The sequence below is a fragment of the Bacillus rugosus genome (assembly GCF_023238245.1).
Taxonomy (GTDB): domain Bacteria; phylum Bacillota; class Bacilli; order Bacillales; family Bacillaceae; genus Bacillus; species Bacillus rugosus.
In genome coordinates, this window is sequence record NZ_CP096590.1 from 406,738 (window position 1) to 431,121 (window position 24,384).

The 24,384-nt window shown below is 45.0% G+C and carries 24 protein-coding genes; 12 read left to right on the top strand and 12 right to left on the bottom strand.

The features are described 5' to 3' along the window. The first annotated feature begins 78 nt into the window (after positions 1-78). Complete coding sequence (locus M0696_RS02060) at positions 79-1,413, top strand: aminotransferase-like domain-containing protein (protein ID WP_222143530.1); 1,335 nt, start codon at positions 79-81, stop codon at positions 1,411-1,413. On the opposite strand, the gene M0696_RS02065 is transcribed toward M0696_RS02060, so the two are convergent. From M0696_RS02065 to bsdA, 8 genes are all read right to left on the bottom strand, one after another. Beyond that, on the bottom strand, positions 1,408-2,082 hold the full coding sequence (locus tag M0696_RS02065) for a 4'-phosphopantetheinyl transferase (protein WP_166854316.1): 675 nt from the start codon (positions 2,080-2,082) through the stop codon (positions 1,408-1,410). The two genes, M0696_RS02060 and M0696_RS02065, sit on opposite strands and share 6 nt — an antisense overlap. A 53-nt stretch (positions 2,083-2,135) precedes the next feature. Beyond that, positions 2,136-2,993 (bottom strand): TIGR03943 family putative permease subunit, encoded by an 858-nt coding sequence (locus M0696_RS02070; protein WP_166854315.1) that lies wholly within the window; start codon positions 2,991-2,993, stop codon positions 2,136-2,138. A gap of 12 nt (positions 2,994-3,005) precedes the next feature. Next, on the bottom strand, positions 3,006-4,001 hold the full coding sequence (locus tag M0696_RS02075) for a permease (RefSeq protein ID WP_428830222.1): 996 nt from the start codon (positions 3,999-4,001) through the stop codon (positions 3,006-3,008). 130 nt (positions 4,002-4,131) lie between these two features. Beyond that, positions 4,132-4,779: a YczE/YyaS/YitT family protein gene (locus tag M0696_RS02080; RefSeq protein ID WP_166854314.1), complete on the bottom strand. Its 648-nt coding sequence runs from the start codon at positions 4,777-4,779 to the stop codon at positions 4,132-4,134. Between the two features lie 123 nt (positions 4,780-4,902). Then, on the bottom strand, positions 4,903-5,646 hold the full coding sequence (gene tcyC, locus M0696_RS02085) for a cystine ABC transporter ATP-binding protein TcyC (protein ID WP_248602431.1): 744 nt from the start codon (positions 5,644-5,646) through the stop codon (positions 4,903-4,905). A gap of 13 nt (positions 5,647-5,659) precedes the next feature. Continuing rightward, entirely contained in the window at positions 5,660-6,364 is a 705-nt protein-coding gene (gene tcyB / locus M0696_RS02090) for a cystine ABC transporter permease TcyB (RefSeq protein ID WP_222143531.1), read from the bottom strand. Continuing rightward, complete coding sequence (gene tcyA / locus M0696_RS02095; protein WP_166854312.1) at positions 6,351-7,157, bottom strand: cystine ABC transporter substrate-binding lipoprotein TcyA; 807 nt, start codon at positions 7,155-7,157, stop codon at positions 6,351-6,353. The genes tcyB and tcyA overlap by 14 nt, the downstream gene beginning before the upstream one ends. Before the next feature lie 115 nt (positions 7,158-7,272). Then, positions 7,273-8,145 carry a transcriptional regulator BsdA gene (gene bsdA / locus M0696_RS02100; protein WP_166854311.1) on the bottom strand — a complete coding sequence of 291 codons (873 nt, stop codon included), beginning with the start codon at positions 8,143-8,145 and terminating at the stop codon, positions 7,273-7,275. An 89-nt stretch (positions 8,146-8,234) separates the two neighbouring features. Between bsdA and M0696_RS02105 the strand changes: the two genes are divergently transcribed. The 5 genes from M0696_RS02105 (at position 8,235) to M0696_RS02125 (ending at position 11,910) form a co-directional block, all read left to right on the top strand. Next, positions 8,235-8,849 (top strand): non-oxidative hydroxyarylic acid decarboxylases subunit B, encoded by a 615-nt coding sequence (locus M0696_RS02105; protein WP_248602432.1) that lies wholly within the window; start codon positions 8,235-8,237, stop codon positions 8,847-8,849. A 2-nt stretch (positions 8,850-8,851) separates the two neighbouring features. Further along, a complete protein-coding gene (gene bsdC / locus M0696_RS02110) occupies positions 8,852-10,273 on the top strand; it encodes a phenolic acid decarboxylase BsdC (RefSeq protein WP_248602433.1) in 1,422 nt (473 codons plus the stop codon). A gap of 17 nt (positions 10,274-10,290) precedes the next feature. After that, positions 10,291-10,518 (top strand): phenolic acid decarboxylase subunit BsdD, encoded by a 228-nt coding sequence (gene bsdD / locus M0696_RS02115; protein ID WP_019257455.1) that lies wholly within the window; start codon positions 10,291-10,293, stop codon positions 10,516-10,518. Then, positions 10,515-10,979 carry a pyridoxamine 5'-phosphate oxidase family protein gene (locus M0696_RS02120; protein WP_222143534.1) on the top strand — a complete coding sequence of 155 codons (465 nt, stop codon included), beginning with the start codon at positions 10,515-10,517 and terminating at the stop codon, positions 10,977-10,979. The genes bsdD and M0696_RS02120 overlap by 4 nt, the downstream gene beginning before the upstream one ends. A 67-nt stretch (positions 10,980-11,046) precedes the next feature. Beyond that, complete coding sequence (locus M0696_RS02125) at positions 11,047-11,910, top strand: alpha/beta fold hydrolase (RefSeq protein WP_222143535.1); 864 nt, start codon at positions 11,047-11,049, stop codon at positions 11,908-11,910. A gap of 15 nt (positions 11,911-11,925) precedes the next feature. Here the strand turns inward: M0696_RS02125 and M0696_RS02130 are convergent, their stop codons facing one another. After that, complete coding sequence (locus M0696_RS02130; RefSeq protein WP_222143536.1) at positions 11,926-13,404, bottom strand: peptide MFS transporter; 1,479 nt, start codon at positions 13,402-13,404, stop codon at positions 11,926-11,928. A gap of 279 nt (positions 13,405-13,683) precedes the next feature. Between M0696_RS02130 and M0696_RS02135 the strand changes: the two genes are divergently transcribed. Further along, positions 13,684-15,438 carry a right-handed parallel beta-helix repeat-containing protein gene (locus tag M0696_RS02135; RefSeq protein WP_222143537.1) on the top strand — a complete coding sequence of 585 codons (1,755 nt, stop codon included), beginning with the start codon at positions 13,684-13,686 and terminating at the stop codon, positions 15,436-15,438. A 13-nt stretch (positions 15,439-15,451) separates the two neighbouring features. Here M0696_RS02135 and M0696_RS02140 read toward each other — a convergent pair whose 3' ends face one another. Next, positions 15,452-15,673 (bottom strand): YczF family membrane protein, encoded by a 222-nt coding sequence (locus M0696_RS02140; protein WP_222143538.1) that lies wholly within the window; start codon positions 15,671-15,673, stop codon positions 15,452-15,454. Between the two features lie 125 nt (positions 15,674-15,798). Here M0696_RS02140 and gerKA point away from each other — a divergent pair, with 125 nt between their 5' ends. From gerKA to gerKB, 3 genes are read left to right on the top strand one after another with little or no spacing between them, the layout of a single operon-like run. Further along, positions 15,799-17,427, top strand: coding sequence for a spore germination protein GerKA (gerKA, locus tag M0696_RS02145; protein ID WP_222143539.1), 1,629 nt, complete (start codon positions 15,799-15,801; stop codon positions 17,425-17,427). After that, complete coding sequence (locus M0696_RS02150) at positions 17,417-18,640, top strand: Ger(x)C family spore germination protein (RefSeq protein ID WP_166854302.1); 1,224 nt, start codon at positions 17,417-17,419, stop codon at positions 18,638-18,640. Before gerKA ends, M0696_RS02150 begins: the two co-directional genes overlap by 11 nt. A 23-nt stretch (positions 18,641-18,663) precedes the next feature. Beyond that, entirely contained in the window at positions 18,664-19,788 is a 1,125-nt protein-coding gene (gene gerKB, locus M0696_RS02155; protein WP_166854301.1) for an endospore germination permease GerKB, read from the top strand. A 102-nt stretch (positions 19,789-19,890) separates the two neighbouring features. Here the strand turns inward: gerKB and M0696_RS02160 are convergent, their stop codons facing one another. Together M0696_RS02160 and M0696_RS02165 are read right to left on the bottom strand one after the other, a co-directional pair. After that, a complete protein-coding gene (locus tag M0696_RS02160) occupies positions 19,891-20,571 on the bottom strand; it encodes an ABC transporter ATP-binding protein (protein ID WP_166854300.1) in 681 nt (226 codons plus the stop codon). Positions 20,572-20,586: 15 nt separating this feature from the next. After that, on the bottom strand, positions 20,587-22,053 hold the full coding sequence (locus tag M0696_RS02165; RefSeq protein WP_248602434.1) for an ABC transporter permease: 1,467 nt from the start codon (positions 22,051-22,053) through the stop codon (positions 20,587-20,589). A gap of 212 nt (positions 22,054-22,265) precedes the next feature. Here M0696_RS02165 and yclJ point away from each other — a divergent pair, with 212 nt between their 5' ends. Both yclJ and yclK read left to right on the top strand, forming a co-directional pair. Next, positions 22,266-22,949, top strand: coding sequence for a two-component system response regulator YclJ (gene yclJ / locus M0696_RS02170; protein WP_003224983.1), 684 nt, complete (start codon positions 22,266-22,268; stop codon positions 22,947-22,949). Then, complete coding sequence (gene yclK, locus M0696_RS02175; RefSeq protein ID WP_248602435.1) at positions 22,936-24,351, top strand: two-component system sensor histidine kinase YclK; 1,416 nt, start codon at positions 22,936-22,938, stop codon at positions 24,349-24,351. Before yclJ ends, yclK begins: the two co-directional genes overlap by 14 nt. The last annotated feature ends 33 nt before the right edge of the window (positions 24,352-24,384 follow it).

Consider the following 24,384-nt stretch of genomic DNA (forward strand, 5'->3'; position numbering starts at 1 on the left):
TGTATGGCCGTGACCAGAACGGTACAATGAGAAAAACAATGAACTGTACCGGTACACAACAGGGAGAGAGGAGAAAGCATGGAGAAATATATGAGTCTTTTAATGAGGATAGAGGAGATGATGCAAAGCAGCGCCTATCAAGAAGGAGACAGGCTTCCGTCCATCCGTCAGCTGTCCGCCCGCTACCAAGTCAGCAAAAGCACAGTGATCCGGGCGCTGCAGGAGCTGGAAAAGCGCCACCTCATCTACTCTGTTCCGAAAAGCGGCTATTTTATTGTGAAAAAGACGGGAAAATCAAAAAGCGGCCAGCCGGGCTCCATCGACTTTGCCACTTCTGCTCCGGACCCAGATGTGTTTCCGTATCTTGATTTTAAGCACTGCATCAACAAAGCAATTGATACATACAAAAATGATTTGTTTATTTATGGAACGCCAAAGGGGCTTCCATCACTCATCCGTGTACTCCGAAAGCTGCTGGCCAATCAGCAGGTATTTGCGGATGAACGGCACATTTTCATTACATCAGGTGTCCAGCAGGCGTTGTCCCTGCTTTGTGCAATGCCGTTTCCAAATGGGAAAGAGAAGATCGCCATTGAACAGCCAGGCTACCATTTGATGATTGAACAGCTTGAGACGCTTGGGATTCCTGCCATCGGTGTGAAAAGAACGGAAGAGGGGCTTGATATGGGTGAGGTCGAGCGGTTGTTTCAGACAGAATCGATCAAATTTTTTTATACGATGCCGCGCTTCCATAACCCGCTTGGCTGCTCTTTATCAGAGCGTGATAAACGAGAGCTTGTGAGACTCGCAGAAATGTATGATGTTTATCTCGTTGAGGATGATTATCTTGGTGATTTGGAGGAAAATAAAAAGGCAGATCCGCTGTACGCATATGATCTGTCCTCGCATGTCATCTATTTGAAAAGCTTCTCAAAAATGATGTTCCCCGGCCTTCGCGTGGGGGCCGCTGTTTTGCCGGATGCGCTGACTGACACGTTTCACACTTACAAAAAGCTAAACGACATCGACTGCTCTATGATTTCTCAAGCAGCGTTGGAGATTTATCTGAAAAGCGGCATGTATGGCAGGCATAAGGAGAAGATCCGCGCTTCCTACAAGGAACGGTCACTGAGGCTTCATCAAGCCATTCACACACATAGGCAGCTGGGAAGCGGACGCTTTACGTTTTCCAGCGGGCAGGCGCCCTGTATGCACACCCATCTGGTGCTTCCTCCGGATCTGCCTGCCTCAAGGGTGATTCAAAGGCTGAAAAAACAAGGGGTTCTCCTTGAGGCAATAGACCGTCATTATTTAACAGATTATCCGAAAGAAAATCTATTAAAAATCAATATTTCCAATGTGAAAACGGAAGATATTGAGCATGGCGTCAAGCTGCTGATGAGCCGCTTATAAAAGCGCTTCGTACGTGACCATTGTGATATCCTCGGGGAAATCAGGGTGCGCGGCGCACACAGCCATTTTGTAGCCGGGATCCACCTCATAGGTTTTGATATAGCATGGTGTATGGCTGTCAGGAAGCTCAATGGATACTTGCCCGTCCTGGTGCAGGCGCACTGAAAAAGAATCAAGCGGAAGCGATAAGCCTTTGCCTTCCTGTTTGATAAAGCTTTCTTTCATTGACCATAGATGATAAAAATAGTCTGTCTGCTCGTCCTTATTTTTTGCTAAAAGGTCGCTGTACTCTGTTTTTGAAAAGAAACGTTTGGCGATCTCAAGGCTGATCGGTTTCATTTTTTCAATATCGATGCCAATCGGCTGTGAATCAAACGCACAAATGACCCAGCGGCCGGAGTGAGAAATATTGAAATGGGCGTCAGGAAGATCAGGGATGCAGGGTTTCCCGTATTCCTGAGCGCTGAAGCGGATATCGGCTTTGTCCAGCTGATACTGTCCGCTGATGACTGAGCGAACGAGCACATCTCCCAGCAGGGTGCGGTGAGCATCTTCTTTATGATAAAATCTCCGGCATTTCTCCCGTTTTTCTGGCGATATGAAAGACATGAACCGTTCAGTCTCTTCCTGGGAAAGCGGGCGGTCCATATAAATTCCGTAAATCTTCATTCTAGATCCTCCGTCTGCAAAAGATTGTCAAAACCATCCTATCATATTTTGTTTTACTTCGGAGTAAGATCCTCGATGATCTCATATACATAGGGGCTTTTTGGCGTATTGATTTTTTTCGTGTGTGTGACAGATACGATTGGAAGGTGTTCGCCATTCTTCTGAAAAACAGCAAGCCTCCCCGTAATGTGAACCCATTCGCCTTCCTTTACACCCGTTTTTTCTGTGAATGCAGCCGGCAGTCCGTAAACCGCAGCATCTGCAATGCAACAGGATATGCCAAAACGTCCGACGATATAGTGATTCAGCTGTTCATCAAAATAGACAAATCCTTTCATGTCGATCTCTTTCTCTGCATAATCTCCTGCATTGTCCAGCAGGAGATTGATGATTGGAACATAATATTGATCTGAAATCTGAATAACATTCTTCCGTTCCAGCTCCTGCGCCAGTTCTTTTTCATAACCGCTTGGCAGTACAGCTGCTGCACCTGTTTCATCAGGGGATTGCGTTTGAGTATCCCATTTCTTCTCTTCTGAGATCTTGGTGCTGTTTGCTGAGAAAATTCTGTTCTTTGCCACATCTTTTGTCAGCACGTGGTTAGGGAAAAGAAAACCGGAAACGATAGGGATCAGAAAAAAGCTGTACAGCCATGGGTGAGACGGAGAATGTGTATGACTGCTTGCACATGCGCAGCAGGCGTGCGGAGTGTCTTGTTTTCTCCATATAAATGACAGTATGCCAAGCGCAAAAGCAGCCAAAATAAAGAACTTTGTAAATAAAAGCATACGCGGAGAAATGAAATGCAAAATGTGCCCTGTCAAATAAAGTTTTAATGTCATCAATGCAAAGCCAATTAATAAAAGACCCTGAACAACAGCATCAAAAGAATACGTTTTATTTTCTTTCAACTCACTCACCCTTTATGAGGTAATCAAACCATACAGCCAAACGATTGCAAGAACTGAAGCTGAAATGACAACAAAAAATACAAACACAAAACGTTTTTTAAAAAAGGAAGCATAAACAAACGTATTTTTTAAATCTAACATCGGGCCGTACAGCATGAAGGAGAGAAGGGAAGCGTGAGAATAGGTGCCTGAAAAAGTAGATGCGACAAACGCATCCGCATGTGAGCAAAGTGACAGGACAAATGCCAATCCCATCATGACAGCGGAACCTGACAGGTCACTTGTCCCAAGCTCAGCGAGAGCCCCGCGATTTAAGAACGTTTGAAACAGGCTGGCGATACATGCACCCATTATCAAATAGCGGCCCATATCGAAAAACTCTTCAACTGCATGGGTGATGATAGGTTTCAAGCGTTTTCCGAGAAGCTGTTGACTGTACTCCGGTAAGGGATCTGATTTTTGTTGTTTCAGCATTTTCTTATTTCCGAATATCCAATACATCATAAGCCCTGTTATGATACAAATGACAACAGCTAGTCCAATCCTCGCGTACACAAGCTCCAAATGCCTGCTGAAGGCATAGTAGGTGGAGAGGATGACAATCGGATTTAATATGGGGGCGCCCACTAAGATCACCGAGCCGACATGCAGAGGAAGCCCTTTTTGAATGAGTCGGCGCACCACCGGAATCACAGCACACTCACATACAGGGGAAAGAATACTGATGACGACGGCGGACCCTATTGCGCCATACGGATTCTTGACGATCCATTTGGTCATCCATTCATCAGAGACAAAGAACTCAATGCAAGAAGAAAAAAAGATGCCGAGCATGATAAATGGAATAGATTCAAGCAAAATACTCAGGAAAATGGTATTTACATTTAGCAGTGACTCCGGAATATGAAAAGACAGCTTATTAGGTTCAAGCAGAATAAAACAATACAGTAAAAAGAAAAAGAGCAATATGCTGAAGGTGCGTCTTGCAAATTGTTGGAGAGATTCCATCATGTTACCTTCCGTCTCTAGTATTTCTCTATCATAAGAGATAGTACCAATTTATGAGACAAGCCTGGAGAACATGAATGAAAACAAAAAAACGGGCCAATGAACTGGTCCGTTTTTGTCTGACAAATGATTAGTGCAGTGGCGGAGATGCTTTCACAGCGGCTGTCCGCCTTGCCACAGCATAATTCAGCAGCTGGATTGACTGGGGCAATGAAAAGCGCAAAATGAGTCCGGTGAGGATGGCGGTCAAAATGGTACCATAACCGATCGGACCGCCCATGCCCCATGCCGCAAACAAAATCGTTATTTCCATACCGTTCCGCACCCATTGCACATTCCAGCCGGTTTTTTCTGTAATCAGCATCATCAGTGAATCACGCGGCCCCGCGCCAAGACCTGCTGATACATATACACCGACGCCGTAACCGATCAGCACCACGCCGAGAGAGAAGACGATGACGGAGCCCATGTAGGTCGAGGGGGCAGGCAGAATGAAATTGAAAAAATCTATAAATACACCTATGAGCACCATGTTCAGGATCGCCCCAATTTTCGGCCAAGCCTTCGTGAACAATGACGTTAATCCGACAATGAGCGCTCCAATAATAATAGACCACTGGCCGACGGTAAGCCCGAAGTGCTGAAATAGGCTGTAATGAAATGCATCCCACGGACTTATTCCGAGTGCTTTTCCTTCTATCGTCAGGGATACACCAAAAGCCAAAATGATCAAACCGGCAAAATAAAATGTCCAGCGCAGAACAAGTTCTTGCTTCACGTGAGTCCCTTCTTTCGTAAAAATCAGTCGATTGTCATTGTAGCACATCTGACAGAAGGGCGGAATAGGCGGAAGGTGCTCAACAAAAAAAACAGGGCCGCCGCAGGCGCCCTGTTTTTCTGATTACAGCGGGTTTAAAATCCGGTTCAAGAACCGCTGCGTCCGTTCTTCTTTTGGTGCGGAGAAAATTTGCTCCGGTGGTCCCTGTTCCACGATCACGCCGCCGTCGATGAAGACGACTTCGTCCGCCACATCCTGGGCGAATTTAATTTCGTGGGTCACGACGACCATGGTCCAGCCTTCATTGGCCAAATCTTTGATAACCTTCAGCACCTCTCCGACAAGCTCGGGGTCAAGTGCTGATGTTGGTTCGTCAAACAGCATGAGCTCAGGCTGAATTGCCAATGCACGGGCGATGCCGACGCGCTGTTGCTGTCCGCCGGAAAGCTGGAACGGATATAAATCCATTTTGTCCTTCAATCCGACTTTATCAAGAAGTTGAATCGCTTCTTTTCTGACTTCCTCTTTGTTCCGTTTTTGCACCTGAACAGGACCCTCCATCACGTTTTCAAGGGCTGTGCGGTGCGGGAACAGATGATACGCCTGAAACACCATTCCGGATTTCCGGCGAAGCTTTAGGATATCTGCCTGTTTCACCTTTTTGGAGAAATCGATGGCGAAGTCATCAAATGCAAGCTCTCCGTGATTTGGAATCTCCAGCGCGTTTAGGCAGCGGAGCAGCGTCGTTTTCCCTGAACCAGACGGCCCAAGTATGGCAATGACTTTCCCTTTTTCAATCTTCATATCTATCTTTTTTAAAATTTCATTTTCACCGAATGATTTGTTTAATCCTCTAACGGTAAGCATACTCGGAACCTCCTTATTTGGCCACGTAGCGGTCAAGACGCCGTTCGATGACATGCTGGACGAGTGAAAGCAGGAAGCAGATAATCCAATAAATAAAGGCTGCTTCAATATAGATAACTAAAATCTGATCAAGATTCCGCGCGCCGATTTCCTGAGCTTTCCTGAACAGCTCAGCGACCAAAATCTGAGAGGCGAGGGATGTATCTTTGATCAGGCTGATAAAGGTATTGGATAATGGCGGGATCGACACACGAAACGCCTGCGGCAAAATGACGCGGAACAGCGTTTTCTGATGTGTCATGCCAATTGTGTAACCGGCTTCCCATTGCCCTTTCGGCACGGATAAAATAGATGCCCGGATGATTTCAGATGCATAGGCGCCGACGTTTAATGAAAAGGCGATAACTGCGCTTGGAAAAGGATCTAGTGTAATGTTAAAGGCCGGGAACAGATAGAAAATGATGAACAATTGAACGAGAAGAGGAGTGCCGCGTATGGCGGATACGTATATGTTGAACACCCATCTCAAAGGTCTCACTTTCGACATTCTGGCAAGCGCCGTAATCAGCGCCAGTATCATTCCGAATATAAAGGAAAGAATCGTAAGGGGAATCGTATAGTAGATTCCCCCTGAAAGTATCGGCCAGAATGACTGCTGCACCAGATCCCACGGGATCGCCGTGCCAAGCGTCAATGCCGGCAGATTATTTAGAAACATCTTCGCCGAACCATTTTTTAGAAATTTTAGAAAGAGTCCCGTCCTCTTTCATTTCTTTTAATGCTTTGTTGACTTGATCAACAACCTCGCCGCTTCCTTTGCGGAACGTGAAATACGTTGACTGTGGATCGCCTGTTTCAAACGCGATTTTCACGTTTTTGTTGCCTGATGTTTTTAAGTAGTTCAATACGGCAAGCTTATCGTTGTATGTCATATCGACGCGTCCTTGCTGGATCAATTGAAGGGATTGTGCCAAGCCTTCAACTCCTTCAACTTTCGCGCCCGCATCTGTAGCTAATTTGTTGTAGTTGCTTGTCAGTGATTGAGCTGACGTTTTTCCTTTTACATCTGCTTCAGACTTAATATCGTTGTTGTCTTTCTTCGTAACGACAACGGCTCTTGATGTTGTGTATTTATCTGAGAAATCATATTTGTCTTCACGATCTGTTTTTCCGACTTGGTTGGCAATGACGTCAAACCGTTTGGAATTCAGGCCGGCAAACATGCTGTCCCATTGCGTTTCCTTAAAGTCGACTTTCAGCCCTAGGCGTTTTGCGACTTCTGTGATGACTTCCACATCATAGCCAGTCAGCTTGTCAGTCTCTTTGTCGTGATAAGTGAACGGTTCATATGTTCCTTCCGTACCGACTGTCAGGACACCTTTTTTCTTAATAGAAGCCCAAAGATCGCCGTCTTTGGCGTTATCTTTTGACTGATTGTCATTTCCTGCTCCGCAAGCTGCGAGAACTGCAATGCTTACGACCATGAATAAAGCCAATAATGCTTTTTTCATCTTATTCCCCACTTTTCTGGTTGATTTTATTGAAATAAAAAATTAGCTTACAAATCTAAAGGATAACTTTTTTTTAGTATGAGTCAAGTATTTGGTTTTCATAAGGCAAAATCTTTTAAAACAAATCCAAAAATTGCTGTACCGGTTTAGGCAAATAACTATCCGTTCTCCACATGACAGCCGGTGTCATAATGAAGGGATTGTTTTCGATATGGACGGTGTGAACATGGTTTCTCATATGAACGGGAATCATTGTGATGGGCAGAATGGATGCGCCGAATCCGGATGAGACGAGACTGAGCAAAGTTGCAGAATCGTGGCATTCGCAAACAATGCGCGGCTCCAGATTCAGACGATGAAATTCATTCATGACCTGATTATAGACGCCTTTTCCGTTGACAGGCCGGAGCAGAATCAGCGGAAAGGAAGGAATGTCCTCCATTTTAATGGTGTCCCCGCAAGGATATCCTGCCTCTTCTGAAAGCACGAGCACACATGGAATGTCCTCAAGCTGTTTGAATTGAACCGTGTCGCTTTTCATCAGTGTCGTCGTGACCGCCGCATCGATTTGACGGCTTTCCAGCAGCTCTAACAGCGTCGCAGGCTCATTCTCCCAAATATTAAAGGTGAGATGCGGATATCTCTCTTTGATCTGTGTTACTTTTTCAAGCATCAAAGCGGCGCAATAAATCGTTGAACCCACGGCCAGCGTGCCGGCCACCTTCTCCTTCAGCTCTTGTACCTCAATGGCGGCATCCTCAAACCTGTGAAGAATCTCCTTGGCTCTTTTCAGAAAAACAGTTCCTTCATATGTAAGTGTCATTTGTTTTTTCTTATTCCTGTCAAACAGAACAACACCTAACTCGTCCTCCAGCTGTTTCAGCTGCCTGCTTAAAGGCGGCTGCGCCATGTGGAGTTTTTTGGCGGCGGACGTGATTTTCTGTTCTTGGGCTATAGTGATGAAATATCGAAGCTGGCGAATGTCCAAAAGAAAGTGCCTCCCTATTATACCTTTAAAGTATTAAATATAGATTTAACAGATATTTTTCATATGGATATATCAGGAGTATGATGGAAATGAAAGCAGAAATCAAGCGTAAAGGAGGGGGCAAAGTGAAACTCGTTGTCGGAATGACAGGGGCAACAGGGGCTATTTTCGGGGTCAGGCTGCTGGAGTGGCTGAAGGCCGCTGAAGTGGAAACCCATCTCGTTGTGTCTCCTTGGGCTAACGTCACGATCAAACACGAAACAGGCTATACCTTAAAAGAAGTAGAACAATTGGCCACATATACTTATTCGCATAAGGATCAGGCGGCAGCCATTTCAAGCGGGTCGTTTGATACCGATGGAATGATTGTTGCGCCATGCAGCATGAAATCTCTCGCAAGCATTCGCACCGGGATGGCGGATAATCTGCTGACACGTGCGGCGGATGTCATGCTCAAGGAGAGAAAAAAACTCGTTCTCTTAACGAGAGAGACGCCTTTGAACCAGATTCATCTCGAAAATATGCTAGCGCTTACGAAAATGGGCACTATCATTCTGCCTCCGATGCCGGCATTTTATAATCAGCCGAGCAGCTTAGAGGAAATGGTCGACCATATTGTATTCAGAACGTTGGACCAATTCAGCATTCGTCTTCCTGAAGCGAAACGCTGGAATGGGATTGAAAAACAAAAAGGAGGAGCTTGATCATGGCTTATCAAGATTTCAGAGAATTTCTCGCTGCCCTTGAAAAAGAAGGGCAGCTGCTAACAGTGAATGAAGAGGTTAAGCCCGAGCCAGATTTAGGGGCCGCAGCACGCGCAGCCAGCAATCTTGGCGATAAAAGCCCAGCGCTCTTATTTAACAACATTTACGGCTATCACAACGCGAAAATTGCGATGAATGTGATTGGCTCCTGGCCGAACCACGCAATGATGCTGGGGATGCCGAAAGACACGCCGGTAAAAGAACAGTTTTTTGAATTCGCGAAGCGTTATGACCAGTTTCCAATGCCGGTCAAACGTGAGGAAACAGCGCCGTTTCATGAAAATGAAATCACAGAAGATATCAATTTGTTCGATATACTGCCCCTTTTCAGAATTAACCAAGGAGACGGCGGTTACTATTTAGACAAAGCATGTGTCATTTCCCGCGATCTTGAAGACCCTGAGAATTTCGGAAAACAAAACGTCGGCATTTACAGAATGCAGGTCAAAGGAAAAGACCGCCTTGGCATTCAGCCAGTGCCGCAGCACGATATTGCGATCCATCTGCGTCAAGCTGAAGAACGCGGCATCAATCTTCCGGTTACCATTGCGCTCGGCTGTGAGCCGGTCATAACAACGGCGGCATCGACTCCGCTTCTCTATGATCAATCAGAATACGAAATGGCAGGTGCGATTCAAGGCGAACCATATCGTATCGTCAAATCTAAGCTGTCTGACCTTGATGTTCCATGGGGTGCTGAAGTTGTGCTTGAAGGTGAAATCATTGCCGGAGAGCGTGAATATGAAGGCCCGTTCGGTGAGTTCACAGGCCATTATTCCGGAGGACGCAGCATGCCGATTATCAAAATTAATCGCGTATATCACAGAAATAATCCGATTTTTGAACATTTATACTTAGGCATGCCTTGGACAGAATGCGATTATATGATTGGCATTAATACTTGTGTGCCGCTTTATCAGCAGTTAAAAGAAGCGTATCCGAATGAAATTGTCGCTGTGAACGCCATGTATACTCACGGTTTAATCGCGATTATTTCCACAAAAAACCGCTATGGCGGATTTGCGAAAGCAGTCGGCATGCGTGCTCTTACAACGCCGCACGGACTCGGCTACTGCAAAATGGTCATTGTCGTTGACGAAGATGTAGATCCATTCAACCTGCCGCAGGTCATGTGGGCGCTTTCGACCAAAATGCATCCAAAACACGATGCGGTCATCATTCCGGACTTATCTGTCCTGCCGCTTGACCCGGGATCTAACCCATCAGGGATCACTCACAAAATGATTCTTGACGCCACTACACCGGTTGCACCGGAAACAAGAGGCCATTACTCACAGCCGCTTGATTCACCTTTAACAACGAAAGAATGGGAACAAAAATTAATGGACCTAATGAATAAATAAGGAAAGGATGATCCGATATGCATACATGTCCTCGATGCGATTCAAAAAAGGGAGAAGTCATGAGCAAATCGCCTGTAGAAGGCGCATGGGAAGTTTATCAGTGTCAAACATGCTTTTTTACATGGAGATCCTGTGAGCCGGAAAGCATTACAAATCCGGCGAAATACAATCCGGCGTTTAAAATTGATCCGAAGGAAACAGAAACAGCAATTGAAGTTCCGGCTGTGCCGGAACGAAAGGCTTGATCAGCGTGAGCGGCATTTCAGACCGTCTCTTTGAGCTGCTCGACGGGAATCGCCTGAAAGAGAAGCAGCAGGAGGCTTTTGTTTTACAAACGGTATCGGAGGATGGCTGGCCGCACGCCGCTATGATCAGCGCGGGAGAAATTATCGCTCTGAGCCGAACAGATATCCGAATCGCTCTGTGGAAAAACACAGCGACTGCAGCCAACGTCCGTCGCACCGGAAAAGCGCAGTTCACGGCATGGTGGAAGGGAGCCGCTCATTATGTGAAGCTGCACTGTGAGCCCTTGCCGCCTCTCAAAAAAACCGAATATGACAGAGACCGTTTTGCCTGCCGCATCGTTTCAGTGAAGGAGGACGTCGCGAAATATGCTGATTTGACTTCTGGTGTCCGTATCCGGCTTCACAGCCCAGAAGAGGTGCTAAACAGGTGGGAAAGAACGCTTGAGGAATTAAAACGGTAATATCGAAAGCCTGACGCCATGCGTCAGGCTTTTATTTTATATAATGAAAACAAAGGGGGCGTGAGAAATGGAACGTACGGGGATCTGTCACTCAGACGGTTTTGATTTATCTTATCGAATCGAGGGAGAGGGCGCACCCATCCTTGTAATCGGAAGTGCGGTTTACTACCCTCGTCTTTTTTCCTCAGACATCAAACAGAAGTATCAATGGATTTTTGCCGATCACAGAGGATTTGCCAAGCCAAAGCGGGAACTGCGGACAGAGGATCTGAGGCTTGATGCCGTTTTGGCCGATATTGAAAGGATGAGAACGTCTCTTCAGCTTGAGGATGTGGTCATCTTCGGGCATTCTGGACATGCTTTTATGGCTTTAGAATATGCCAGAACATATCCTGAACATGTTCGGAAGGTTGCGCTTCTCAACACTGCACCTGATAACAGTGAAGCAAGACGGCGAAAAAGTGAATTGTTTTTCGTGGAGACAGCCAGTCTTGAGAGAAAAAAACGCTTTGAAAAAGATATCGCGAATTTGCCGCTGGACATCGAGAAAGATCCCGAAAGACGCTTCGTGCACATGTGTATTCGCGCTGAGGCGAAAAGCTTTTATCAAGAGCGGCCGCATGCTGCTTTATGGGACGGTGTTTTCACGAATATGCCGATTATCGATGAATTATGGGGGCATACATTTGCCCAACTTGATCTTATTGAGCGGTTAGCTGATGTTCAAGTGCCGGTTTACATCGGATTAGGGAGATATGATTATTTAGTTGCGCCTGTTACGCTGTGGGATGATGTTGACGGCTTATATCCCCATGTGAAGAAGGTTATTTTTGAGAGGAGCGGCCATCAGCCGATGCTGGAAGAACCGCAAGCCTTTGATCAAAGCTTCAGCAAATGGATGGACAAATATAAAAACAGCCCGCCAAAATAGGCAGGCTGTTTTTAATTATAAGACCCCTTTCATCGCGCGTTTGATAATCGGCGAAAGCAGCAGGAGAATGCCGCCAAGCACGATAGATATCAAACCGATGGTGCCGAAGTAGGTTGTTTCAGGAATTTTATCAAACAATCCGGCTACTTGGGCATTGATCGCTTGGGCTGCTGCGTTAGTCAGAAACCACATGCTCATTGTCTGTGCAGAGAATGCAGCTGGCGCCAGTTTCGTTGTTACGGATAAACCGACTGGAGACAGGCACAGCTCTCCAAGCACGACAAGCAGGAAGCTGAGAACGAGCCAAAGCGGGCTTACGAGTGCTTCTTTTCCTTGCATTGCAGGGAATACCATAATGATAAATGACAAGCCAGCTAGAATAATTCCGATTGAGAATTTAACTGGTGTGGACGGCTGGCGTTTGCCAAGCTTCATCCATAGCCACGCGAAAATTGGCGCGAAAATGACAACAAACAATGGATTTAATGATTGGAACCAAGATGACTGAAGTTCTAATCCGCCCAATGAAAGCCGTATGCGTTCATCAGCGTAAACCGCAAGAATGGTCGCTCCCTGTTCCTGAATGGCCCAGAACATGACAGCACCGATAAACAAAGGGATGTAAGCGGCAAGACGAGATTTCTCTGTTTTGTCCGCTTTTTTGCTTGTAAACATGATGATGAAATAAACAATAGGAATCAAAATACCGAGAATACTTACAAGGTCGATGAAACCATTGATCGTCAGCATGCCTGTTTGTACAGAGATCATCACTGCGATTGTCACAATGATAACACCGATTCCAGTACCAATCGCAGATTTTTTAGACAGCGGATTCGGCACATTTGAGCCTGCAAGCCCGAGATTATTCTTTCTTGTCAGAGCAAATACGATAAGTCCGAGAAGCATTCCAACTGCGGCAGCTCCGAAGCCGAGATGATAGTTGTACTTCTGTCCGAGTGTTCCGACAATTAACGGCGCAAGTAAACCGCCAAGGTTAATCCCCATGTAGAAAATACTAAAACCTGAGTCGCGGCGCGGGTCTTCTTTCGTGTAAAGATCTCCAACCACGCTTGAAACGTTTGGTTTTAATAAGCCTGTTCCGATAATGATAAGCGCCATGCTGATATAAAATGCTGTCGCGCTGCCCGGATAGGCGAGTGCAATGTGGCCGAACATAATGAATATGCCGCCGTAAAACACAGTGTTTGCGGTTCCGAATACCCGGTCAGCAAGCCATCCGCCAATAATAGTGGACATGTATACGAGTGACCCGTAGATCGACATGATGGCAACCGCTGTGCCTTTGTCAAAGCCAAGCCCTCCGTTAACCGTTTCTGTATACAAATAGTAAAGCAAGATTGCTCTCATACCATAGTAAGAGAAACGCTCCCAAAATTCGGTGAAAAATAGTGTAAATAGTCCTCGCGGGTGACCAAAGAACCCTTTTTGCGGGACGCTTTTAATGATACTTTCGTTATCAATTGAAGCCATGTCAGCCAAACCCTTTCTTAAAAAAGTGTATTATAAAAATCATATTCTTATATAATACTTGTGTCAATATAATTTATACTCATTTCAAATAGTTCCATAATGGAAAAATTATAGATGTATAAAAATAGTGATTTCATCCTAATTATTAAGTCCTTTTTTGTAAGGTTTTCTTACAAAACTATTCCTTTATATTTTTTTAATAAAATTTTAGAGAAATGTACAAGCGGATCGGGCCATTGTGAGTATCATAATAGTAATCATAGAGAAGGAGGCTCGCAATTGGCTGAATTCATATTAAATGCGGCGGATTTCGGTATCTTAGGAGATGGAAAAACGGATTCAACAGTACTGATTAATCACTGCCTCAGTACGGCTGTTTCGAAAGGATATCATACTGTCTGGTTTCCAAAGGGAACATATTTAATAGACGGAACGCTTGGAGGAGATTCCAATCAGAAGTTTCGAAACGCCGGGATCATTGTTCCCGGCAACCTTGAGATTGTGATGGACCCCGAGTGTATCATCAAAGTGATCCCGAACAGTTCGTGGGGTTATTCCGCATTTTATGTAGGCAAGCAAGAGAATATAACCATTTCCGGAGGACAAATTATCGGCGAACGTGATGAGCATACGTATGCGTCAGCAGGGATAAGGTCAACCCATGAATGGGGCTTTGGCATTTGTATTGAAGGATGCTCGAATGTTGTCATTGATGATGTCAAAATTTCTGATTTTACCGGAGATGGGATCATTGTCAGCCCGAGGGGATTAAAGACAATTAATGATTATCGAACGTCAGAGCAAATTATCATCCGCCGCTGTGAGGTTCGGCGATCAAGAAGAAATAATATTTCCATTACCGGATGTGATATGGTTACGGTGGAGGAATGTGTGATCGCAGACGCCGGGACGGGAAATGGAACAGCGCCGAGATTCGGAATTGACATAGAAGGATATGGCGAAGGAGATATTGATTATGAGGAACCGATCAATGTATCCATTCGCAATAACCATTTTATCGGAAACGTTTCAAGTTCTGTGACCAATTTTAACGGGTACGGCATTTCAATAGAAGGAAACCACTCAGACAATACGATCAGTTATGGGTATGGAACGCAAACGGTAATTAAAGGAAATATCCTCAGACGGGCGGAAGGCGCGGCGGCTGCACCTAGAGTCGGGATTACCGGACTCGGTGTGTCACAAGGAAAAGAGAGCAGTGATGCGGTCATCGCAGGCAATCTCATTACCGGGTTTTCGACCGGGATTGATGTCAGGGGAAAGAGCGTTCTTGTTACGAACAATAAAATCAGCAACTTTGAAAACACAGGGATATTGGTTTATCAGTCTTCCGACGTAAAGGTAGACGGCAACCAGATTCAAAACGGACTGTCTGAAACAAGGCGCAGTACCGGCCTTCGCGCAGTGCTGTCAGATGATACCGCATTTCTGAATAACTGCCTCATTCAAGTCATTGACGGCGTGAACATATCGGGCGGTGATATGATCATTAAGGATAATGTACTGAGAAAATTCAGCCGGGGGATCTGGATCGCTCAAGGAAACGCGGTGATTGAAGGAAATACACTGAATCCTGACGCGTTTGAAGCAGCCCCAGAATCATATACTGTTTCTGTTACAAACAATGCGAGCGCTATCATTAAAAACAACACATGTAAAGAGTTTAAAAATTACCCGATTTACTGTTCCACAAGTGCGAAAACCTCAATTATCAGCAACCACTTTGAGAGATCTCCGCTTTTGGTCACCATCTATATCAACGCCGGTGTGCATGAGATTTTTGATAACACCATTTCAGTCAACAGAACAGCCGGAAATCCGATTGTCATTTATATCAACGGTTCTGCAGGCTCTATCATATCTGGAAACACCATCAATAACCTCTCCGCTGGCACGGCGACAGCTATTCAAACAAACACCTCAACCAATTCCAAAATCATCGGCAATCGCATTTTCAAAGGAACCATCAACAAACATAGCAGTGATACAGCAGATGGCAATATTATCGCTTGAAAAAGCGCCCCTTTTAGGGGTTCTTTTTTTTCGATTTATAGATCACATACATTTCTCTGGCCAATATCAAAACAAAAAAGAAAAGCACAACCCATTCTGCGAACGTCGTCATCTTAAAGCTGGACATATTGTTATAAATGGCTTTTGTAAAACTGAAACCTTGAAGCATGTCCATAAAAACAGAAATGGTTAATAAACAAATCAGTATGATCCCTGTCACGCCTAATATCTTCATGCTTCATCACCCTCCGCTTTTAGTGTCTATCTTTATCAGCGAAGTTATACCGCAGTCAGCCGCATGCATAATCTCAACTCCAGAAGGAAGAATATGAGAAAACGACAAGGAAAGGTATTTTGTGTATGCCTTTATTTTCTAAGCAAAAGAACAATTCAAGAGACAAACAAAAAACAGAAGAGAAGAATCAGGAACAGCGGCATGAAAAAGAAAGGCCGATTCACATTTCCCCAAGTTTGGCAAAAAACATAGCGGAAACGAAGAAGGAAGTCGGAAGCAGCTCTGATGTCATCATTCGGGAGATCAAAATCGGGGAACAGGACCTTGTCCACCTTGCCGTTATTTATATTGCGGGTCTGGTCGATAATAACACGATTCATGAATCCTTAATCGAGCCTTTAGTTCAGGATCAGTCCATCCAAAATTCTCAAGCCATCCAGCAGATTCTTGAAAAAACCCTCCCTCTGGGCGGAGTGAAAGCGGAAAAGAGCTGGGATAAGTTGTTTACTGAATTGATGCTTGGAAATACGCTGATTTTTGCCGACGGTTCCGATGAGGCGCTTATCTGCAGCACACAGGGTGGGGAGCAGCGTTCCATCCAAGAGCCGAGTACCCAGGTGTCCTTCCGCGGCCCGCGCCAAGGATTTACAGAGTCTTTGCAAACAAATATTTCAATGATCCGGCGATACATTAAAAATCCGAATCTGTGGGTTGAAAAAATGAAAATCGGTTCTGTCACAAATACGGACATCGCTCTTATGTACATTGAAGGAATATGTGATGAAAAGGTGCTGAAGGAAGTGAAACAGCGCCTGAAAAAAATAGACATTGACAGTATTTTAGAATCCGGATATATCGAGCAGCTGATTGAGGATGAAACCTTTACGACGTTTCCGACCATGTATCACACAGAACGCCCTGATGTTGTAGCGGGTAATCTGTTAGAAGGAAGATTCGCAATCGTTGTGGACGGAACGCCGTTTGTGCTCATTGCACCGGCCTTATTTATTCAATTTTTTCAGTCAGTTGAAGACTATTATTCGCGTTTTGATATTGCGACAAGCATTCGCGTTCTGCGGATTTTAATCTTTTTTATTTCACTTGTTTCGCCAGCTGTTTATGTGGCAGCCACAACGTTTCACCAGGAAATGATTCCGACGCAGCTGTTAGTCGTGATTGCAGCCCAGCGGGAAATCGTGCCGTTTCCGGCTGTTGTCGAAGCACTCACAATGGAGGTTGCTTTTGAGATCCTAAGGGAAGCCGGCGTCAGGCTGCCGCGAGTTGTCGGCTCGGCGGTATCGATCGTAGGTGCGCTTGTTATCGGACAGGCTGCCGTACAAGCTGGTATCGTCTCTCCAGCCATGGTTATTATTGTTGCGATCACCGCGATTGCCAGCTTCGCGACACCTGCTTTCGCCATGGCAATTTCAGCCCGTCTTATTCGATTTATGTTTATTATTGCGTCTTCTATTATGGGGTTTTACGGGTTGATTTTAGGGATCATTATGATGTTTGTCCATTTATGCAGCCTGCGCTCTTTCGGTGTTCCTTATATGTCGCCGCTCGCTCCTTTTTCATCTCAAGGCGTAAAGGACACACTGTTCAGGGTTCCATGGTGGGCTGATGAAAAAAGGCCGGAATCGATCAGCAAGCAAGATAAGGTGCGGCAGGCGGAAGATCAGCGCCCAGAGCCTGACGGTTCACGCGGAATGGTGAACAAAGATTTGGAAGAAGGGGATCATAATGGTACGTAAACGTGTATTAACCGTTCTCATGCTTTTGAGCGTCATTGTGCTGCCCGGCTGCTGGGATAAGCGGGAACTGACGGACCTTGCGATTATCTCGGCGATTGGCATCGATCGGACGAACGAAGGCAACTACGTGCTGCATCTTCAAATTATCAATCCCGGAAATGTTGCCGGCGGGCTTCAGGGAGGCGGTGCTGGAGACAGGCCGCCTGTATCTGTCTATTCGATTGAAGGCGACAATATGACGGAAGCGCTAAGAAAAGCCTCCATGAAGGTATCGCGGCGGCTTTACTTTGCCCATACCAATCTCGTCGTAATCAGCGAAAAGCTTGCGAAAGAGGAAGGCTTGGATTTTGTGTTAGATAATCTTGACCGCGATACGGAATTCAGGACAACGGCGACATTCGTCGTGGCTCATAAAACAAAAGCAGAAAATATCGTAAAAATCCTGACACCGATTGATAAAATCCCGTCAAATAAAGTCAATAAAACACTCGACTTCACGGAGGCACAATACGGACGGGTGGTCAAAACTAATATTCAGGATGTCCTGAAAACACTTGCCAACAGCACAAGAGCACCGGTTATCCCGGGATATATGATGATTGGTGACGATAAAAAAGGAATCAGCATGGAAAACACGCAGGCGACTGATCCGAAAGCGATTCTTCAGGCAGACGGTTTAGCGATTTTTGATAAGTCAGGGCATTTAAAGTATTGGATTGAAGATGATGAAAGCGTTGGGGCTGTCTGGCTTATGAATAAGGTTCAGCATACGTTTATTAATGCTGACTGGGAAAAGACGAAGGATGCGGTCAGCTTGCAGGTCACTCATCAAGACACAAAGCTGGTACCCGAGATGCGAAAGGGACATCCGCACATCCATGTGCATGTGACGGTTGAAGGAATTATAGATGCTGTCAAATACCCTTTCAATTTGTCTGATCCAAAGGTGCTTGCCGCTATTGAAAAAGCTCTCAACAAAGAGCTGGAAAAGGAAATCAACCATACTGTGAAAAAGGTCAAGAAGAATAAAGTGGACTTTATCGGTTTTGGTGACTTGATATATAGAAAGTATCCGAAGCAGTGGGAAAAAATGAAAGACACATGGGAAAAAGAGTATTTGCCTGATTTGTCTGTCGATGTGAAGGCGGAGACGTATATCAGAAGAACGGGATTGCGAAACAATCCGATCAGACACCAGCTTGAAGATGAATAGGTCTGGAGAAAGGGGAATGACAGATGGAAAAAGCCAAAATTAGTATAAGGCAGCTGTTTGTCATGATTATCATTTTTGAGCTGGGCAGCTCCTTATTGATTACACCGGGATCAATGGCGGGCCGGGATGCTTGGATAGCAGTTCTATTGGGCTGTGCGGCCGGTTTGTTCCTTTTCTATTTGTATCAGGGCATTTATCAATGTTACCCGGAATCTTCTCCGAAAGAATACATGGATGATATGCTGGGAACCAAGCTGAGCTGGTTGTTTTCATTTCTGTATATCCTGTACTTTGCCTATATTGCCGCACGGGTGCTGCGTGACTTTGGAGAAATGTTGCTGACCTTTGCTTATCATGATACACCTATCGTAATCGTCAATGCTTTATTAATGCTAGTAAGCATATATGCCGTCAGAAAAGGAATTGAAGTGCTCGCCCGCGCGGCCGAGCTTCTTTTCGGAGCCATGTATATACTGGGCGCGCTCGGCCTCGTGCTGATCATTGTCTCAGGTACCGTAGACCCTCATTATTTAAAACCAGTTTTAGCAGACGGCATTTATCCTGTCATTCAATCTGTTTTCACTCAAACCATGTACGTTCCGTTTGGTGAAGTCGTTTTATTTGTAATGATTTTCCCTTACCTTAATGACAGAAAAAATGTGAAAAAAATGGGGATGATCGCGATGACCATCAGCGGATTGGTTGTGGCGCTGACCGTTGCGATTAATATCAGCGTGCTTGATGTTGATCTTACACTTAGATCCCAGTTTCCTCTTTTAAGCACGATTCAGACGATTAAGGTTGAAGAATTTTTAGACCGTCTCGATGTCTTTTTTATGCTGGCGCTGATCATTGGCGGTTTCTTCAAAGTCAGCCTTTACTTGTACGCGGTGGTAATAGGCACTTCCACGCTCTTTAAAGAAAAGAACCCTTCTCAACTGGCTTATCCGATGGGCTTTGGCATCTTAATCCTTTCGATTACGATCGCGACTAATTTTTCGGAGCATTTGAACGAAGGCCTGAAGGTGGTGCCGCTGTATATTCATTTGCCCTTTCAGTTTTTGTTTCCGCTCTTTCTGTTTATTGTTGCTGTTTGGAAAAAGAAGCGAAGAGAGAAATCAAAGGGGCAGAAAACAAAAAAACGATAAAAAGAGCGGGGGGATGCAGCCGCCGCTCTTTTTATGTTCACTTCTATATAAAAGGGGGATTTAGGGTGCGCCCCTGTCTGCACTGGCAGAGGCGCGTTTTTGTTATACGACTGCGGCGTTTTCCTTCACAGTAAAGCTTCCTTTTGAAAGTCTGATGTTGATGTCCGATACTTTTGCAATTTGCTCATCGTGCGTTACCATGATGACGCATTTATTTTCCTTGTGCGCCAGATCTTGAAAGAGCCGCACGATTTCTTTTGATGTATCCTCATCAAGATTTCCGGTCGGTTCATCGGCTACGATGAGGTCCGTGTCACAGCAGAAAGCTCTTGTAATCGATACCCGCTGCTGCTGTCCGCCGCTCAGTGTCAGCACTTTTTGCCGTGCTTGTTTTTCATTGATGCCAACCTTCTGCAGCATTTCCAGCGCATACGCTTCTTTGTTCTTTTCTTTAGAACCTGTGATTTCCATGGCGGTCGTGACGTTCTGCAGAGCCGTCATATATGGGAGCAGGTTGTACGCCTGAAAGACAATTGATACATATTGATTTCTGAAATTTGTTAAGCCGATTTTAGAAACAGCTTTTCCGTTGTAAAGGATCGTTCCTTCCTTTGGTGCGTCAAGTCCGCCTGCCAGAGACAGGAAAGTGGTTTTTCCTGTCCCCGATGTGCCGACGATTGTATAGAATTTTCCTTTTTGAAAGCTGATGTTGATATCCTGAAACAATGGCTGGCTTTTGTCTTTATACCAGTAGCCGACTTGTTGAAATTCTAATAAGCTCATAGGTTTCGCCTCTTTCTATTCCTGTTTTGTCAATATCGTTTTCGGATGGAGCCGCAGTACTGAAATAGACGGCATCAATGTTGCGATGATGGCGATTAAGATGCCGATTCCTCCAAGAATAAGCATGTCGTTCATAGAAATTGCAATGTTCAGAGAATCGATAACGTTCACGTTTGATGAGCTGTGGCCGAACACTCCGCCGCCCATGCCGCCACCGCTGCCAGGCATTTGTCCGCTTGCGGTTTGCGTTGAATCAGTTGAAGAACTGACCTGCTGGGATAAAAGCTGATTGCCGAGCTGGTTCGCGACTAGATTTCCCGTTACTGATGCAAGGCCGATTGCGATTACCGCGACGATCAGAATCTCAGTTAAGAACTGCCCAATCAATTTCAAGCGTTTTTCACCGATGGCCATTAACACGCCCATCTCATATTTGCGCTCTCTGATTGACATCATGACGATCAGGCCGAGAATGACAGCACCTGCCACTGATACAAGATACACGACGTTTTTAGAGAAAGAAGCTACATTTTCAATCGGGTCGACCATTTGCTGGTAAAGCTGATCGTTTGTATTCAGTGTGTACGTGTCGAAGTCAATTGATGTTTTCTTCGCTGCTTTTACGAGAGCATCCATATTTTTTGCATCGTCCATATAGTAAACAGCTGAGTCAATTGTATTTTTATAGTCGTCACCTTTTAGCGCTGCTGTTGCTGTGTAAGGCGTGTAAAGCTTGTTGTAAGGATTTAAGAAAGAGAAATTCTGGGCTTGGTCATCGCCTGAAGACGTTGTTTTATAGATACCAACGATCTTCAGCTTTACTGTTGTATCTTCATCTGTTGCTGATTCAATCGTGATCGAATCTCCAACGCTTAAATCATTTTCTTCCGCTAATGTTTCGTTGATCACCGTTACTTTTTTGCCGACATCTGATTTAGTAATCGCGCGTCCGTCAGTGATTTTTGCCTCTCCGTCAGAGAAATCATCAACTAACGCTGTGCTGATGACACCTTCAATCGAAAGATCGGCTTGAACCATTTGCGGTCTGCCTTGTCCGCCGCCTTGGCTGTTTTTATCATTCGGGCTTGAACTGCTTGAGCTGGAATCACTTGAACTAGTGCTTGAGCTTTCAATCGCATCAAAGTTTCCTGCGTTGGCTGAAGCTGATGTGATGTAGTTGTAGCTCTTCACATGATCAAGTGCTGCAAGCTTATTCGCATCAGACACTTTGATCGGTGTTGATTCGAAGCTGCGTTTTTCTCCGCTGTCCTGCTGTTTTTCCATTTGCTTTTGGCGGTCCACTTGAAGCGTTACGCTTCCGCCGAGCTCCTGTCTGGCCAGTTCACTTGATTTTTGTGCTGCCGACTGGATTGTGAGGCCTGATAGGACAAAGACACATATGACTGTAAACACAAATAATTGCAATAACGTTTTTCCCTTTTTAGCCTTCATATTCCAAAAGGCCCGTTTGATAAAGTTCATTTATGTTCCTCCGTATAGGTATTTTTATTGGTAAGGCCGCCTGTGGGGCGGTCCCGCTTGTTGATAAATTAATAGTAGTCCAAAGGTATGAAAAAAGTATGAACAATCTATTTCTAGTTGATTAAATAAAAACTAACAATTGTGAAACACAAAACCTTCTGTATAAAATGGTGCTATTATATAAAAAAGCAACAAAGCAACCGGAGGATATAATGAAAATATTAATGATAGAAGATAATGTTAGTGTATGTACGATGACGGAGATGTTTTTTTTTAAGGAAGGTTTTGAAGCGGAATTCGTTCATGACGGGTTAGAGGGATACCAGCGTTTTACGGAGGAAAATTGGGATCTGATCATTTTGGATATTATGCTACCGTCCATGGATGGCGTGACCATCTGCAGAAAAATAAGAGAGACAAGCACGGTGCCGATTATCATGCTGACTGCCAAAGACACTGAATCAGATCAAGTCATCGGTTTTGAGATGGGAGCGGATGATTATGTCACAAAGCCGTTCAGTCCGCTGACATTGGTTGCCCGCATCAAAGCTGTCATCAGAAGATATCAGGCAACAGGCAAGGCGGTCATTGATGAAGATATGATCGAATCGGAATGCTTTACCATTAATAAGAAGACAAGAGAAGTATTTTTAAACGGAGAGCCTGTTGAAAACCTCACACCGAAGGAATTCGATCTGCTTTATTACCTTGTCCAAAATCCGCGGCAGGTGTTCTCTAGAGAACAGCTGCTTGAGCAGGTATGGGGCTATCAGTTCTACGGAGATGAGCGAACGGTTGACGTTCATATCAAACGGCTGCGGAAAAAGCTTGCCAGTGAAGACAAGCCTTTTCTGTATACGGTGTGGGGAGTAGGGTATAAATTTGATGAAGATTAAATATCTATATCAACTGCTGCTGAGCCATATCAGCCTTTTGATTTTAGCGTTTGTCATTATCATTTCTCTCTTTTCCCACTTTGTGAAAGAGTTTGCCTATCAAAACAAAGTAGAGGAATTGACGTCATATGCGGTACAGATCGCAAACGAATTCCAAGGCGGCCAGGTTGATCTGCATAGGCTGTACCCTTATCAAGATTTGTTGAGCACAAGAAAGACACAGTTTATGCTCTTTGATGAAAAGCAGCGCCCTTATTTCATGCCCGAAGGCTTTCCGCCAAGGGAAAAGCTGAAGAAATCAGAATGGAATAAGCTGAAAAAAGGGCAGACTGTCATGATCAGAGCCGATGGCCGTTTTGATGATGAAGTGTCCCTTGTGGCACAGCCTATTTTTGTTCAGAACCAATTTAAAGGCGCCGTTCTGCTGATTTCTCCGATCAGCGGTGTTGAACAGATGGTCAATCAGGTCAATCTCTACATGTTTTATGCTGTGATCAGCACGCTTGCCATTACCATACTGGTCAGCTGGCTGCTATCGAAATTCCATGTGAAACGGATTGAAAAGCTGAGAGAAGCGACGGATAAAGTGGCTTCCGGCGATTATGACATCCACTTGGAAAACAGCTACGCGGACGAAATCGGCGTGCTGGCGTCTGACTTTAATATCATGGCGAAAAAATTAAAGCAATCAAGAGATGAAATCGATCGCCTTGAGAAGCGGAGAAGGCAGTTTATCGCTGACGTGTCACATGAATTAAAAACACCGCTGACGACGATCAACGGTTTGGTTGAAGGGCTGAACAGCCATACGATTCCTGAGGGAAAGAAGGAAAAATGCTTCTCGCTCATCAGTGAGGAAACGAAGCGAATGCTGCGGCTCGTAAAAGAGAATCTGGACTATGAAAAAATCAGATCCCAGCAAATTACCTTAAACAAGCTTGATGTTCCGCTGATCGAGGTTTTTGAAATCGTAAAAGAGCACTTGGAACAGCAGGCAGAAGAAAAGCAAAACAAGCTGGCGATTCAGGTAGAGGATAACGTCATCGTTCATGCCGATTATGACCGGTTCATTCAAATTCTCGTCAACATTACGAAAAACAGCATCCAATTTACGCAAAACGGCAACATTTGGCTGCGTGGAATAGAAGGATACAAAGAGACGATTATTGAAATTGAAGATACGGGTATCGGCATTTCAAAAGAGGATATTGAGCATATTTGGGAGCGGTTCTACAAAGCTGATATTTCAAGAACGAACACCGCATACGGGGAATACGGACTCGGTCTCTCCATCGTCAAGCAGCTTGTTGAAATGCATCAGGGCACAGTAGAAATCAAGAGTGAAGAAGGAAAAGGCACGACATTCATCATCCGCCTTCCTTTAATGGCAAAACAGCAATAACATACAGGGCGGCGGCATCGTCAAATGCAGCCG